The organism is Paenarthrobacter sp. PAE-2 (genome assembly GCF_026013155.1).
Lineage (GTDB): Bacteria > Actinomycetota > Actinomycetes > Actinomycetales > Micrococcaceae > Arthrobacter > Arthrobacter ureafaciens.
The window spans coordinates 17416-30499 of record NZ_JAPDNV010000002.1 but is presented as its reverse complement, the minus strand read 5'-3'; the positions used below and the strand labels follow the sequence as shown (position 1 = coordinate 30499).

The 13084-nt window shown below is 64.1% G+C and carries 10 protein-coding genes; 4 read left to right on the top strand and 6 right to left on the bottom strand.

Features of this window, described 5'->3' with window-relative positions; genetic code table 11:
- Positions 1 to 4: 4 nt before the first annotated feature.
- The 3 genes from OCL88_RS01165 to OCL88_RS01155 are packed head-to-tail and all read left to right on the top strand — an operon-like array spanning position 5 to position 3200.
- Positions 5 to 1294, top strand: a complete 1290-nt coding sequence (locus OCL88_RS01165) for a glycosyltransferase 87 family protein (RefSeq protein WP_062097569.1) — start codon at positions 5 to 7, stop codon at positions 1292 to 1294.
- Positions 1295 to 1332: 38 nt separating this feature from the next.
- Entirely contained in the window at positions 1333 to 1866 is a 534-nt protein-coding gene (locus tag OCL88_RS01160; protein ID WP_264961313.1) for a winged helix-turn-helix transcriptional regulator, read from the top strand.
- Positions 1863 to 3200, top strand: a complete 1338-nt coding sequence (locus OCL88_RS01155; RefSeq protein WP_264961312.1) for an MFS transporter — start codon at positions 1863 to 1865, stop codon at positions 3198 to 3200. Before OCL88_RS01160 ends, OCL88_RS01155 begins: the two co-directional genes overlap by 4 nt.
- Before the next feature lie 57 nt (positions 3201 to 3257).
- Here the strand turns inward: OCL88_RS01155 and OCL88_RS01150 are convergent, their stop codons facing one another.
- The 4 genes from OCL88_RS01150 to OCL88_RS01135 are packed head-to-tail and all read right to left on the bottom strand — an operon-like array spanning position 3258 to position 9551.
- Positions 3258 to 6350, bottom strand: coding sequence for a glycoside hydrolase family 2 TIM barrel-domain containing protein (locus OCL88_RS01150; RefSeq protein ID WP_264961311.1), 3093 nt, complete (start codon positions 6348 to 6350; stop codon positions 3258 to 3260).
- Positions 6350 to 7276: a carbohydrate ABC transporter permease gene (locus tag OCL88_RS01145; RefSeq protein ID WP_264961310.1), complete on the bottom strand. Its 927-nt coding sequence runs from the start codon at positions 7274 to 7276 to the stop codon at positions 6350 to 6352. The genes OCL88_RS01150 and OCL88_RS01145 overlap by 1 nt, the downstream gene beginning before the upstream one ends.
- On the bottom strand, positions 7273 to 8220 hold the full coding sequence (locus OCL88_RS01140) for a carbohydrate ABC transporter permease (RefSeq protein ID WP_264961309.1): 948 nt from the start codon (positions 8218 to 8220) through the stop codon (positions 7273 to 7275). The genes OCL88_RS01145 and OCL88_RS01140 overlap by 4 nt, the downstream gene beginning before the upstream one ends.
- Positions 8217 to 9551 carry an extracellular solute-binding protein gene (locus tag OCL88_RS01135; protein WP_264961308.1) on the bottom strand — a complete coding sequence of 445 codons (1335 nt, stop codon included), beginning with the start codon at positions 9549 to 9551 and terminating at the stop codon, positions 8217 to 8219. The genes OCL88_RS01140 and OCL88_RS01135 overlap by 4 nt, the downstream gene beginning before the upstream one ends.
- Positions 9552 to 9699: 148 nt before the next feature.
- On the opposite strand from OCL88_RS01135, the gene OCL88_RS01130 reads away from it, so the two are divergent.
- Positions 9700 to 10305 carry a TetR/AcrR family transcriptional regulator gene (locus tag OCL88_RS01130; RefSeq protein WP_201433529.1) on the top strand — a complete coding sequence of 202 codons (606 nt, stop codon included), beginning with the start codon at positions 9700 to 9702 and terminating at the stop codon, positions 10303 to 10305.
- Between the two features lie 49 nt (positions 10306 to 10354).
- On the opposite strand, the gene OCL88_RS01125 is transcribed toward OCL88_RS01130, so the two are convergent.
- Positions 10355 to 11878, bottom strand: coding sequence for an APC family permease (locus tag OCL88_RS01125; protein ID WP_021472343.1), 1524 nt, complete (start codon positions 11876 to 11878; stop codon positions 10355 to 10357).
- Positions 11875 to 13083, bottom strand: a complete 1209-nt coding sequence (locus OCL88_RS01120; protein ID WP_201433528.1) for a glutathionylspermidine synthase family protein — start codon at positions 13081 to 13083, stop codon at positions 11875 to 11877. Before OCL88_RS01120 ends, OCL88_RS01125 begins: the two co-directional genes overlap by 4 nt.
- Between the last annotated feature and the right edge of the window lies 1 nt (position 13084).

Sequence of the window (13084 nt, the reverse complement as noted above, 5' to 3'; positions counted from 1 at the left end):
GGTCGTGTCCGCAACAACAAAACCCGTGGTCTCCTCAACGCGGCGCGGCTGGATCCTCACCAGCGCAGCCGCTTTCACGCTGGCCGTCGCCATATGGTTCCTCTACACCGATTACGAGCCGTTCCTGAATGACTTCGAGGTCTATTACTACGGCGGCGGCAAGGTCCTTGAGGGCGGCGATCTCTACGCAGTCCGCGACGGCCTGCCGTTCACCTATCCGCCGTTCGCCGCCCTGTTATTCACGGGTTTGGCCGCTGTGGGCTTCTTCGGTGGCAGCCTCGTCTTCATCCTCGCGGCATTGCTGGGGGCGGCGATTGTGGCAGCATGGCTGGCCCGGCATTACTTCTTCGGCCTCACTTCCTGGCGGGTGGCGTTCGCGGACTACCGGTTCCGGACCACTGCGTTGCTGGGAACGGGAGCTATCCTGCTGCTGGGTCCATGGCGGGACACTTTCGTCTTCGGACAGATCAACATCGTCCTGATGGGAGTCATCCTTACCGACTTCGCCTTGCACGGAAAAGCCCGGGCAGGTTTGATCCGGTGGCCGGCCGGCTTGTTGATCGGCATGGCTGCGGGCGTGAAGCTCACGCCCCTGGCGTTCGGGCTCTACTTCCTGGTGCGGAGGGATTTCAAGGCACTGGCCTGGATGGCGGCCGGGTTCTTCGGCTCGATCGCCTTCGCTTGGGCCATCCTGCCGCAGGCTTCAGTGGCCTTCTGGACCAAGATCCTGCCTGACACCGGGCGGATCGGGGGACCGGGTTATGTGGACAACCTCTCCTTGAAAGGCCTCCTCCTTCACTTCGGCATGCCGGACTCGTCCATGACCAGCCTGGTGTGGCTGGCGCTCTCCCTGGCACTGACCGTCCTCGCCGCCTTGATCATCAAGTGGGCAGTGGACGTGGAGGAGAACTTCATTGCCGTCTCCACCACCGCCATCCTCATGCTCCTGATCAGCCCTGTTTCCTGGTCGCACCACTGGGTTTGGGTTGCCGTGGCGCTGCCGAGCATGGCCTTCGCCATGCACAGGGTCCCGTCAAGGAGTGGTCGCATGAGGATCGCCGGCTGGGTCATTGTGGTCTTCTCCACGATCGCCTTCTACATGACCCCCAAGAACCTTGCGGTCTGGGCCGGCGCTGCTGAATGGGGCAAGGATCCGCAAACGCAATGGCAGCTGATGGTCTCCAGCCTCGGCGTGGTCTGCGGGATCGCGATGCTGGTCTACTGGGCTTTCGCCTACCATCCTGCCCGGGCGGGACTGAAGAACGCGGCTGCTCCCGCCGTCGGAAAGCAGTAGCCTAGCTTTCTTTAGAAAAGTCAGCTACATTTCTGCTCATGCCATTGCGTTCTGACTGGTCAGCCCGGTCCTGTAGCCTTGCCCGCGGCCTCGATGTGCTCGGCGATCCTTGGGGAAGCCTGGTCCTGCGCGAGGTCTTCTTCGGAAACGGCCGGTACGACGCCATCAAGAAACGCCTCGAAGTAGCGGACAACGTCCTCAGCAAGCGGCTGGCCTCGTTCGTGGAGGCCGGCATCCTTGCCCAGCGCCCCTACAAGGACGGCAACCGGACCAGGCAGGAATACGTCCTCACGCCCAAAGGCGAGGACACCCTCCCGGTCCTGAACGCGATCATCATCTGGGCCGAGAAGCATATGGATGCCCCGGACGAGGTCTCGCACATGCGCGTCATCCACACCGGCTGCGGCAAACCGACCTCCTCAGCCGACACGTGCACCCAGTGCGGCGCCCGCCTCACAGCCGCCAATACCAGCTGGCACAGCTTCAAGCGCAGCGACGGCCCGGTATCCCTCGCCGTCGCCCCCGACAACGCGAAAGCGGCCCCTGAAGACGTGAAAGAGATCCAAGCATGACCGCTCCCGACACCACCAAGACCGTTCCCACCGGCAGACGCCGCCGCCTGCACCCCGCGTGGATCGTCGCCGCGGTTGCGTTCCTTGCCTTGGTGGGAGCGGCGGGCTTCCGGGCTGCGCCCGGGGTGCTGATGGTGCCGCTGCAGCAGGAGTTCGGCTGGTCCACCACGGTCCTGTCCCTGGCCGTGAGCATCAACCTGGTGCTCTTTGGCCTGACCGCGCCCTTCGCAGCCGCGCTCATGGAACGCTTCGGAATCCGCAAAGTCACGGCGATCGCGCTGTGCCTCATTGGATTGGGCTCCGCGCTGACAGTCTTCGTGAACCAGTCCTGGCAGATCCTCCTCACCTGGGGCCTGCTGATCGGCCTGGGCACGGGATCCATGGCGCTCGTCTTTGCCGCCACCATCGCCAATACGTGGTTTGCCAAGAGCCGGGGCCTGGTGATCGGCATCCTGACTGCGGGCAGTGCCGCCGGGCAGTTGGTCTTCCTGCCCTTCATTGCCTTGCTGGCGCAGGACCCCGGGTGGCGCGGGGCCTCGCTGCTGATTGCCGCAGGTGCGCTGGCGGTGGTGCCGCTGGTACTGCGGTGGTTGCGGAACTCACCCGCCGACGTCGGGGTGTTGCCTTACGGGGCTGAGCAAGAGTCCGCAGAAAGTACGACGCCGGTCCCCGCCCCCGCGGCGAGCGCTGCGGTCCCGGTGGACTCGCCGAATGCTGCCGTCCGTGCGCTCCAGGTCCTCAAGCGGGCCAGCAAAGTCCGCACATTCTGGGCGTTGGCTGCCGGCTTCGCCATCTGCGGAGCAACCACCAACGGCTTGATTGGAACGCACTTCATTCCGTCAGCGCACGACCACGGGATGCCCGAAACCACAGCGGCCGGCCTGTTGGCCGTCGTCGGAATCTTCGACATCGTGGGAACCATCGCGTCGGGGTGGCTGACCGACCGTTTCAACCCGCGGGTCCTGTTGGCCGTCTACTACCAGTTCCGGGGGATCGGGCTGCTGGTGCTGCCGCTCCTGCTGGGCTCAACGGTGGAGCCGAGCATGATCATCTTCGTGGTGGTCTACGGCCTTGATTGGGTGGCCACCGTGCCCCCGACGGCGGCCATCTGCCGGCAGGTGTTCGGGGCAGACGGTTCCGTGGTGTTCGGTTGGGTGTTCGCGGCGCACCAACTGGGCGCAGCAGTGGCGGCACTGCTGGCCGGCTACATCCGGGATGCCACCGGGCACTACAACTACGCCTGGCTGGGAGCTGCCGCGATGTGCACGGTGGCGGCGGTGATCAGCGCCACGATTCGGAAGGATGCTGCGCGGAAAGAACCCGCGGCTGTTTGACCGGGCTGCGGGGCCGCCCTGCGTTCTCCAAAGAACGCAGGGCGGCCAACGCAACGCCTAGCGGGACGCTTCCGAGATGCGGAAGACCAGCGTCCTCGCCTCCGGCCGCAGCATGAAATCGGGCCACACATCAGGTCCGCAGGCCCGCGAGCCGAGCCCGTGCTGGGCGGCGTCCAGATACAGGTAGCTTTCATTGCCGGGCGGCAGCTCGTGGGGGTGGGCGGCTGCCGAGACCTGCTGCGCCGTGTGCCGGGACAAGGTGAAGCCCGGCAGGCGGTCGCGTGAATCGGCTACTGCTTCCAGCTCCAGCCACGGGGAGCCGGACTGCTGCAGCTCCAGGCGCCGGACCGCAGACCGGTGGCCTGTTTCCTGCGGCTTGGCGTAGGCGACGGACAACTCCTCGATGCCCGCACGGTAACTTCCCACCAAAGCCGAATGGAGGCTGTCAGGGTAGGACTCCCGTGGTCCTGCCCCGAACCAGGCGGCACCGTCAACGGTGCCGGGCAGATCGAACCGGACTCCCACCCTGGGCCACACCAGATCCCACCCTGAACTTGGCTCGATGTCGAGGCGCAACCAGAGACCGTCGTCCGCCAGTTGCCACTCTTCGGCAACGGAAACCCAATGGGCACTGTTGGCCGCGGCGTACTTGGTCCGGACCCGCACGCAGTCCTTGCCCGATGCTGCAGACTCAACCCTGCCTACCAGTCGGTCCAGGCCTTCCGCACGCCACATGGCCTCCATCGAAGGGGCCGGGACGCCGTTGCCGGTGTTGGACCATGGGTTTGCGAGGTCGTAACTTCCGCGGCCCGCTCCGGCGTCGTTGTCCGTCGGGGCGCGCCACAGCTCGAGGCGGGGTCCCGAGACCGCCAGCCCGGCCAGTTCAACCAGGCTGCCATGGTCAAAGTGGGCAGGACCCACGGAGAAGCTGCCGGCCGCGGCGGCCGAGGAGAGGGAAACAGCCGGGAGGGGCCGCGGCGTGGACGGACGTTTGAACGTGCCGCCGAGTTCCACCTGGGCAGCCGAGATGACGTGCCCGGCCTCGGCCCATTCGGTGTCCTTCCGCAGTACCACCTCGGCCGTGAACCACTGTTCTCCGTCTCCTCCGGCGGTAGGTTCCGGAAGATCAAAGCGTGCTGATTCGCCCGGTGCCAGCGGGGTGCCCGTGGCGGAAACAACGTCGAACTCGCCCGAGGAGGTCAGCTTGCCGTCCGTCTCACACCGCCACCGGATGACGACGTCGGACGCGTCAGCCGAGTGCCGCACATTGGTGAGTGTCAGGACCCGGCCAGCGCCGCCGTCGTGCTTTTCCGTGGAGAAGCCCAAGCGGAGGGGAGCCACAATCTGCTTGTACTCGAAGAGCCCCGGGCTGGGCGTGGAATCGGACAGGACCATTCCGTCCATCACGAAGTTGCCGTCGTGGACCACCTCGCCGAAATCGCCGCCGTAGGCGAAGAACTCCGTTCCGTCGGACGCCCGGGTGCGGATTCCATGATCCCGCCACTCCCAGACGAAGCCGCCGTGCAAACGCGGATACCGGTCCACCAGGTCCTCGTACTGGTCGATCGCGCCGGGGCCGTTGCCCATGGCGTGGACGTATTCGCACAGGATGAAAGGCTTGGTGCGCTGGCGGGCGGACTCGGCGGCGGAACATCCCAGCAACAGGGACCCGGCGTCGTCGCGGCCAATGGATTCGGTCTCCGGAACGGATGAGTACATCCGCGAGTAGACGTCCGTGTAAGCGCCGGTGTAGTCACCCTCATAGTGGACCGGCCGGCTGGTATCCCGGGCATGGGTCCAGGCGGACATGGCTGCGAGGTTCGAGCCGGTGCCGGACTCGTTCCCCAAGGACCACATGATGATCGAGGCGTGGTTCTTGTCCCGCTCAACCGTGCGCTCCATCCTGTCCACAAGGGCTTCGCGCCACGCGGGATCGTCACTGGGATTGCCTGCCCAGCCCTGCGCTTCAAAGCCGTGCGTTTCAAGATCGCACTCCAGGATCACCCAAAAACCCAACTCATCCGCAAGATCCAGGAGGCGCGGATGGGGCGGGTAGTGGCTGGTACGGATGGCGTTGACGTTGAACCGCTTCATCATGGCCAGGTCCTCGCGGGCGAACGCCTCATCGAACACCCGGCCCCTGTCCGGGTGGGTCTCGTGGCGGTTCACCCCGTGGAACACCACCCGGCGGCCGTTGACCAGGAAGCGGTCGCCGCGGATCTCCACCGTACGGAAACCCAAACGGAGGGAAACCGTCTCCGCCACGCTGCTGACGGTGGCCGAATAGAGCCGCGGCACTTCTGCCGACCAGGGTTCGACGGCGGCGATCACCACCGGGGCGACGTCGGCCGGGGACTCCCACAGGACATCGACGTCCAGCTCAGGCACGCTCAGGCGGATCGGGAAAGCCTCACTGGCAGCGACGATTTCGGGGTCGATTGTTCCCCCGATGTCCGCCCGGTATCCGGTGCGGAGCCAGACGTCGTCGATGCCGCCGCGGGGCCTCGCCTGGAGTGTCACGTCCCGGAAAATGCCCGGCATCCACCACTGGTCCTGGTCCTCCACGTAGCTTGCTGCCGACCACTGGTGGACCCGGACAGCGATCAGGTTGGTCCCCGCGCGCACGGCATCGGTGACGTCGAATTCCTGCGCAAGCCGGCTTCCGGTGCCTACACCGATCTCCGTCCCGTTCATCCACACTTTGTAGCGGGACTCGACGCCATCGAAGCGAAGGACAATGCGTTGGGCATCGTTCCAGTCCTCAGGGATCTCAAAGGACCTCCGGTAGTCGCCTGTGGGATTCGCATCAGGAACGAACGGCGGATCGATGGGGAAGGGGAACTGCACGTTGGTGTAGATGGGCCGTCCGTACCGGCCGTCGCCTTCCAGGACCCAGTGCGCGGGAACCGCGATCTTGTCCCACGTTGAATCGTCCAGCTCTTCGGCTGCTACGCCTTCCTGGTCCTCGCCCTGCGGAAGGACACCCCTGCCGCCCGGGGTACCCGGAGCCCCGGGCAGAAGGCGGAAACGCCACTGCCCGTTCAGTGACAGTGTTGGTGCGTCCGTATGCAGCCACGAGCGGGCCGGCAATCGTCGACCGGATCCGGGGCCGGTATCCGTGACGTAGCCGGCTACTGGGGAATGGGTCATTACTTGACGGCTCCTTCTGTCAGCCCGCCGCGCCAGAAGCGCTGCAGGACAACCATTGCGATGCTGAGCGGGATGATGGACAGCAGCACCCCGCCGGTGGTTAGTTCGTAGAATTCGGGCAGGCGGTCCACCTGGCTGAGCCAGTTGTTCAGGCCGAGCGTGATGGGATACAGCTCGGAATCGGACAGCATGACCAGTGGCAGGAAGTAGTTGTTCCAGATGCCTACCAGCTGGAACAGGAAGACAGTGACCAAAGCCGGAGTCAGTACTTTGAGGCCGATCGTATGGAAGATCCGCAGCTCACCTGCGCCATCGATCCTGGCCGCCTCGATCAGTGCCGTGTCCACGGTGGCTTCGGCGTAGATCCGGCACAGGAAAAGGCCAAAGGGTGAGACCAGGGAGGGCAGCAGGACACTCCAGTACGTGTTGGCCAGGCCCATTTGGCTGAAGAGCAGGAACAGCGGCAGGGCAGTGGCCGTTCCGGGGACCAGGACTCCGCCAAGGATGGTGCCGAACACCAGGTTCCGGCCGCGGAATTGGTACTTGGCCAGGGCGTAGCCGCCCGCCGCGGCGAAGTAGGTGGCCAGGAGCGCGCCCACTCCGGCGTAGATGGCCGAGTTCAGGAACCACCGGCCAAAGATTCCGCCGTCATAGCTGAGGACTTTGGAGAGGTTTTCGGTCAGCGCGAAGGTGGGGGCGAACCAGAATCCGTTGGTGGAGAAGAGGTCTGCAGTGGACTTGGTAGACGCTACGAACACCCAGTACACGGGGATCAGGAAGTACAGGGCGGCCACTACCAGGATCGCCGTGACGATGATGGTGGATGAACGACGGCGGCCTACCGTGCGGTCCGTGCCGGTGGCCGGCCGCTTGGCCGCCTGCCGTGGCGGTGCCGACGGTGTTTTGCTGGTGGTTGCTGTGGTCATGAGGACTTCCTGTTCGTGAATGCGAGGAAGGCGAAGGACAAGGTAAAGGCCGCGACGGCGATGATGACGGACTGCGCTGCGGCGACGTTGTAGTCGTTGTAAGCGAACGCGGTGGTGTAGGCGCTCAAGTTGGGTGTGTATTGGCTGTCAATCACCGGCGCGACTGTTTTCAGGACCTGGGCCTCGGCGAACAGCTGGAGGGTACCGATGATGGAGAAAACGGTGGTCAGGACCAGCGCGGGGCGGATCAGGGGAAGCTGGATGCTCCGCGCCACCCGCCAACTGGAAGCACCGTCCACTTTTGCCGCCTCGTAGAGCTCACCGGGAATCGCCTTCAATTGGGCCACGATGATCAGCATGTTGTACCCGGTGTAGCTCCAGGTGACGATGTTTGCGATGGACCACAGGACGCTGTTGGCACCGAGGAAATCCGGGGTTATGCCAACGAGCTTTGCGGCATCGAACAGGGGGCTGAGTCCCGGGACGTAGAGGAAGGACCAGAGGATGGTTGCAATGACGCCGGGAACGCCATAGGGCAGGAAGTAGGCAGCGCGGAAGAAACCGGGCCAGCGGGCTGACGCGGATTCGAGCAGCAAAGCCAGGAAGGTGCAGAGGACGATCATCACCGGCACCTGGATGACGCCGAAGAGCAGCATGCGGCCAATTGAGGCTATGAAAGCGCCATCGCCCAATGCCAGGGCATAGTTCGAGAACCCTGCGAACCCGCTGGTGACACCGGCTTCGCCGAAGAGGCCGCTGCGGGTGACCTTGGTAAAGCTTGAGCCGATGGCCGCCAGGATGGGCAGTACGAAAGTCAGGGCAAAGAGAGCCAGGAAGGGAGCCAGCAGGAGCCAAGGTGCCCTGGCCGCCGCGCCGTTCCGGCCGTTCCGGGACCTGTCTGTCCCTCTGCGTTCGGCTGTGGGGGCAGTACGGGTGGTCGTCATGCCGCTTCCTTCCGGATGGTGAGGCCTTTGTTCTTGAAGACAGTGATGATCTGCTGTTCGGCGGCAACTACTGAATCCACCAGGCTGGTTCCGAATGCCTTCTTGCGGAATCCGTCGCTGAGGATGTTGAAGGACTGCTGGGTGACCGGCCACCAGGACCATTCGGTGTTCTGCTGCCGGGTGGCCGGTACGAAGACTTCCTCGTTGTACCGCTGGCCGCCGAAGAAGGCCGAAGGCTTTTGTCGATCAGTTCCGATGAACTCCGGGTTCGGTGACCACCCAATGCCGCTGTTCTTGATCTCAGCGTCGATTCCTTCTTTGGACGTGGTGAGCCATACCGCGAATTCAAGGGCTTCCTTGGGGTGCTTGCTGTTGGCCAGGACTGCCGCCGTGGAACCCCCGAGGTAGCTCGACCCGTATCCGTCGCCGCCCCATGTGGGCATGGGGGCCACCCGCCATTTTCCGGAGGCTCCGCTGACCCCCTCAATGAGGGCGTCTCCCCAGCTTCCGGTGACGGTGGAGGCGATGTTTCCTTTGGCTGCCGCGGCAAACCATGCCGGCGAAAAGGTGCCGTAGGCCGTGTTGACGATGTCGTCGTCGATGGCCCTGTCGAAAAAGCGGGCAGTGTTGAGGGTGGCCTCATCGGTCATGTTGATGACCCAGCCGTCTGTTTCCGGCCGCAGCCAGACGGCCCCGGCCTGTGCTGCATAGGAAGCGAACGGTGAGGCGTCGCTGATCGGGAAGCAGTCAATGTAGACATCCTTGGCCCGGAGCTCCTTGCCGATCCCTGCCCAGTCGTCCCAGCTTCTTGGCAGGGCCCCGCCGGCGGCTTCCAACACAGCAGGCTGGTAGAACAAGGCCATGGGGCCGGAGTCCTGGGGAATGCCGTAGACGCCGCCGGCATAGCTGACCTGGTTCCAGAGGGTCTTGTCGTAAAGATGCGCGTGGTCCTGCGCGCCATAGCGGGACAGATCCACGAGTCCATTCACCAGGAGGAACTCAGGAATGGACCGCAGTTCCACCTGCGCCAGGTCGGGGCCGCCGCCTGCGGCAAGCGCTGAGTACAGCTTCTGGTATCCACCCGAGTTTCCGCCGGGAATCCAGACCACCTCCACCTGTATCCCGGGGTTCTGCGCATTCCAAATGTCTGCGACCTTCTGAAAGTCCTTGAGCCAGGCCCAGTAGGTGAGCTTCACTGGTCCGTTCGCGGGCGGGATGGTGGCCGCTGAGTTGACGGACTGGGTGCCGGGGGTAGCGCAGCCTGCCATCAGCCCCATGGCGGCAGCCCCGAGGCCGGTGCCCAGCAGTTGTCTTCGCGTGAGAAGGGTCATGTGCCTTCACCTCTTTGTGTCGGTTCCTGAGGCCGTTGAGCGTTCAAGAGAGCTCATCCGACGGCCGAGTGTGACCACGCTAACACAAATTTCGAGTATCTACTCGAAATTCAAAAGGTATGACTTTGCCGCTGTACACTGGCTAGCCATGACCACCAAGGAAGGCAACCGTGCGGGACGACGCGGTCCCTATGCCAAATCGGAAGCGCGGCGGCGCGCAATTCTGGATGCTGCCCACGCGGTTTTTGCCTCCCGCGGTTACCGGGGAGGCTCACTGCAGGACGTCGCGGACCAAGCCGGGATGAGCCAGACGAGTCTGCTGCACTATTTCCCATCTAAGAGCGACCTGCTCATGGCCGTGTTGGCCCGCCGCGACGAGATTACGGAGACAGCCAACCCGGCGGACATGGCCGAAGGCCTCGCCGAAGTGGTCTTCAGGACCGCCAAGTACAACGAGGACATTCCGGGCGTCATCGAGCTCTATACGGTGCTGTGCGCGGAGTCGCTGACAGAAGGCCACCCGGGCCGGGAATACTTCGCTGACCGTTTTGCCCGGCTTCGGCAAAGCTATGCGAGGCGGTTTACGGAACTCCAGTCCGAAGGGAAGCTGCGGCCCGGCGTCGATCCGCGGCAGGCAGCCACGTCACTGGTAGGTCTCTGGGACGGCCTGCAAACGCAGTGGTTGCTGGCTCCGGACGAGGTTGACGTGGCCCGGAGCCTCCGTGGCTTCTTCGACCTGGTGACGCTGCCCTAAGGAGCGCCTGAAGCGCCCGCCGGACTCAGGAAACAGAGGGTGCGCGGGTTTACTCCCCGCGGACAATCCCCATATCGGCGTGCTCCTTGGTGAAGTAGGCGCGTGTGGAGGGAGCGAAGCGGCACACCACAGCCAGGACCACTCCGAGGGCCAACAGCAGCACCCCGCTCACAAACGCGCCGCCAATGCCGAAGATCTGCGTGTCCCCGTAGGCCGGATCCCACATCTGGACGGCGGAGACGAAGAACGCAACCGTCAGTGTTACGCCGCCAAGGAACGGGAAGATCCCGCGGAACCAGAGGTTGCGGGCCGAGTCCCGCAGGGTGGCGCGGAAGAACCACACGCAGGCGAACCCGGTCAGGGCGTAGTAGAAAGCGATGAAGAGGCTGATGGCACTGATGGAGTCGGCCAGCAGGTCTTCGCTCAGGAAACTCATGGCCACGTAGTAGGCCGCGGCCGCGATTCCCATGACCAAGGTGGAGAAGCCGGGGGTCTGGAAGCGTTCATGCACTTTGCCGAACCGGGCGGGGAGGGCGCCGTGGACACCCATGGACAGCGTTCCGCGGGCCGTGGGAAGGATGGTGGTCTGCGTTGAAGAAAGAACCGACGCAAGGACGGCCAGCACGATCAGCCAACCCCACGGCCCCAGCACAACGTCCTTCATGGCCAGGAAAACGTCATCCTGGTTGGCCTCGTTGCCCAGTCCGATGCCGTCCGTGCCGATGGTCGCGTACATCATCACCAGCAGCGCCACGGAGACGTAGATGGCCATCAGGACCAGGGCCGAGATCACTGCACCGCGCCCGGGAGTCTTGGTCGGATTCTCCGTTTCCTCATTCAAAGCCAGGCACGTATCCCAGCCCCAGTAGATGAACAGGGCCAGCAGGACGCCGTGGACCACGGCACCGGGATCATTGAACGCGCCAACCGGGTTGAACCACTCGAAGGTGAATGCCTGGCCTTCCGGCGCTCCGCCGGCCACCCGGACGATGATCGCCACCGCGAAAATGCCCAGCGAAATGTACTGGATGTAGGTCAGGGTCCTTTGCACGTGCTCGCCGAGGCGGATGCCGCGGTGGTTCACGAACGTCATGAAGGCGATGAAAAGAACCCCCGTGGCGGTTACCAGCCATTTGTTGCCGGCCAGGGAACCGTCGCCCACCAACATCCAAAGGTAGGACCCCGCTACTTGGGCAAGGTTGGCCAGGACAACGACGCCGGCCAAGGCAACGCCCCAGCCGCCCAGCCATCCGGCCCACGGACCAAATGCCTTTCGCGCCCAAATGAAGGTGGTGCCGCAGTCGGGCAACGCACTGTTCAGCTCGCGGAAGGCATAGGCGATGAACAGGACAGGGATGAATCCCAGGACCAGGATCAGCGGGGTGTAGTTACCGTTGACGGCGACGATCAGGCCCAGGGTCGCGGCCAGCGAATAGACGGGCGCTGTGGATGCCAGGCCCAGCATGACGGAGTCGCCCAGGTCCAGGATTCCTGCCCGCAGGCCTTTGGACGGGACGACGGCGGTGCCGTTGCCGCCCGTGCTGCCACCCGGCGTCGAGGTTTCTGTGCTCATAGTACGGCTCCATAAGGGGAAGTCGGAGGGGCGCCCTGGGGTGCGGGTGCGTCGATGGTGTTGGGGACAAAACGGCAGAAGTAGTCCGTGATGGGTCCGTCCGATTCACGGATACCGCAGCCCACTGACTCGCCGTCCACTACCCAGAGACCCAGCACTGGATGGTTTCCGTCGAAGTCAGGGAGTTGGTGGTACTGCTGGTAGCACCAGCCCTCGCGTCCGTAGCCGCCGTCCTGCGCAATGTCGATGCCGGGCGCATGGATCTTGATGTTGTCGCCTTCGCGGCCGTGCAGGGGCTTTGCCACCCACTCCTTGAGTGGACCGGGATCGCCCAGGTAGGCCGGAAGGAGGTTCTCGTGACCGGGGTAGAGATGCCACAGGGCAGCCAGAAGGGCCTTGTTGGAGAGCAGCATCTTCCAGGCCGGCTCGATCCACCGCGGGTTGTGGGCGCGGGTCAGCAGGCGATGCCCGAAGGGTTCCTTCATCATCAGTTCCCACGGATACAACTTGAAGATGGTGCTGATCATGAAGTTGTCCAGGTCCACGAAGCGGTTGAGGTTCGGGTCCCAGCCAATGTCCGACATATTGATGCCGATGGTGGTCCACCCGCCCTGGCTCGCCACGTCCCGCATATAGGCCGCAGTCATCCAGTCCTCACCGGACTCCTCCGCCTCCGAATGGGCCACGTGCAAGGTGCTCATTCCCGTGCGGAACTGCAGCTTCTGCCACTGCCGGATGAGTGCCTCATGGATGCCGTTCCACTGGTCCTTGTCCGGGAAGGCGTCCTGCAACCAGAACCACTGCGCCACTGATGCTTCGATCAGGCCGGTAGGAGTGTCTGCGTTGTACTCCAGCATCTTGGCCGGGCCGCCCTGGCCGTCATAGATGAAATCGAAGCGGCCGTAGATGTCCATGTCTCCGGCCTGGAGTGATTCGGCCGCAAGCTCCAAGGCCTGCATGCCGATTCCGATGTCTCCCATCGCGCCCGTGGCCAGGTACTTCGCGGCCTCCAGGCACATGGCGTGCATGTCCTCGGCCGTCTTCTCGAGGGTTTCCACCTCGTCCATGGTGAATTCGTAGTAGGCCGATTCGTTCCAGTATTCGATCTTCCGGCCATCGGGCATCGTGGTGGTGGAAAAGACCAGGCCCTGCTCTTCGATCTTGTTCTTCCAGCCGGGCCGGGGTGTTGAGGGCAACCGCCGCACG

Coding starts and splice junctions, on each gene's coding strand:
- OCL88_RS01160 (WP_264961313.1), top strand. CDS start 1,333: ATGCCATTGCGTTCTGACTGGTCAGCCCGGTCCTGTAGCCTTGCCCGC.
- OCL88_RS01155 (WP_264961312.1), top strand. CDS start 1,863: ATGACCGCTCCCGACACCACCAAGACCGTTCCCACCGGCAGACGCCGC.
- OCL88_RS01150 (WP_264961311.1), bottom strand. CDS start 6,350: ATGACCCATTCCCCAGTAGCCGGCTACGTCACGGATACCGGCCCCGGA.
- OCL88_RS01145 (WP_264961310.1), bottom strand. CDS start 7,276: ATGACCACAGCAACCACCAGCAAAACACCGTCGGCACCGCCACGGCAG.
- OCL88_RS01140 (WP_264961309.1), bottom strand. CDS start 8,220: ATGACGACCACCCGTACTGCCCCCACAGCCGAACGCAGAGGGACAGAC.
- OCL88_RS01135 (WP_264961308.1), bottom strand. CDS start 9,551: ATGACCCTTCTCACGCGAAGACAACTGCTGGGCACCGGCCTCGGGGCT.
- OCL88_RS01130 (WP_201433529.1), top strand. CDS start 9,700: ATGACCACCAAGGAAGGCAACCGTGCGGGACGACGCGGTCCCTATGCC.
- OCL88_RS01125 (WP_021472343.1), bottom strand. CDS start 11,878: ATGAGCACAGAAACCTCGACGCCGGGTGGCAGCACGGGCGGCAACGGC.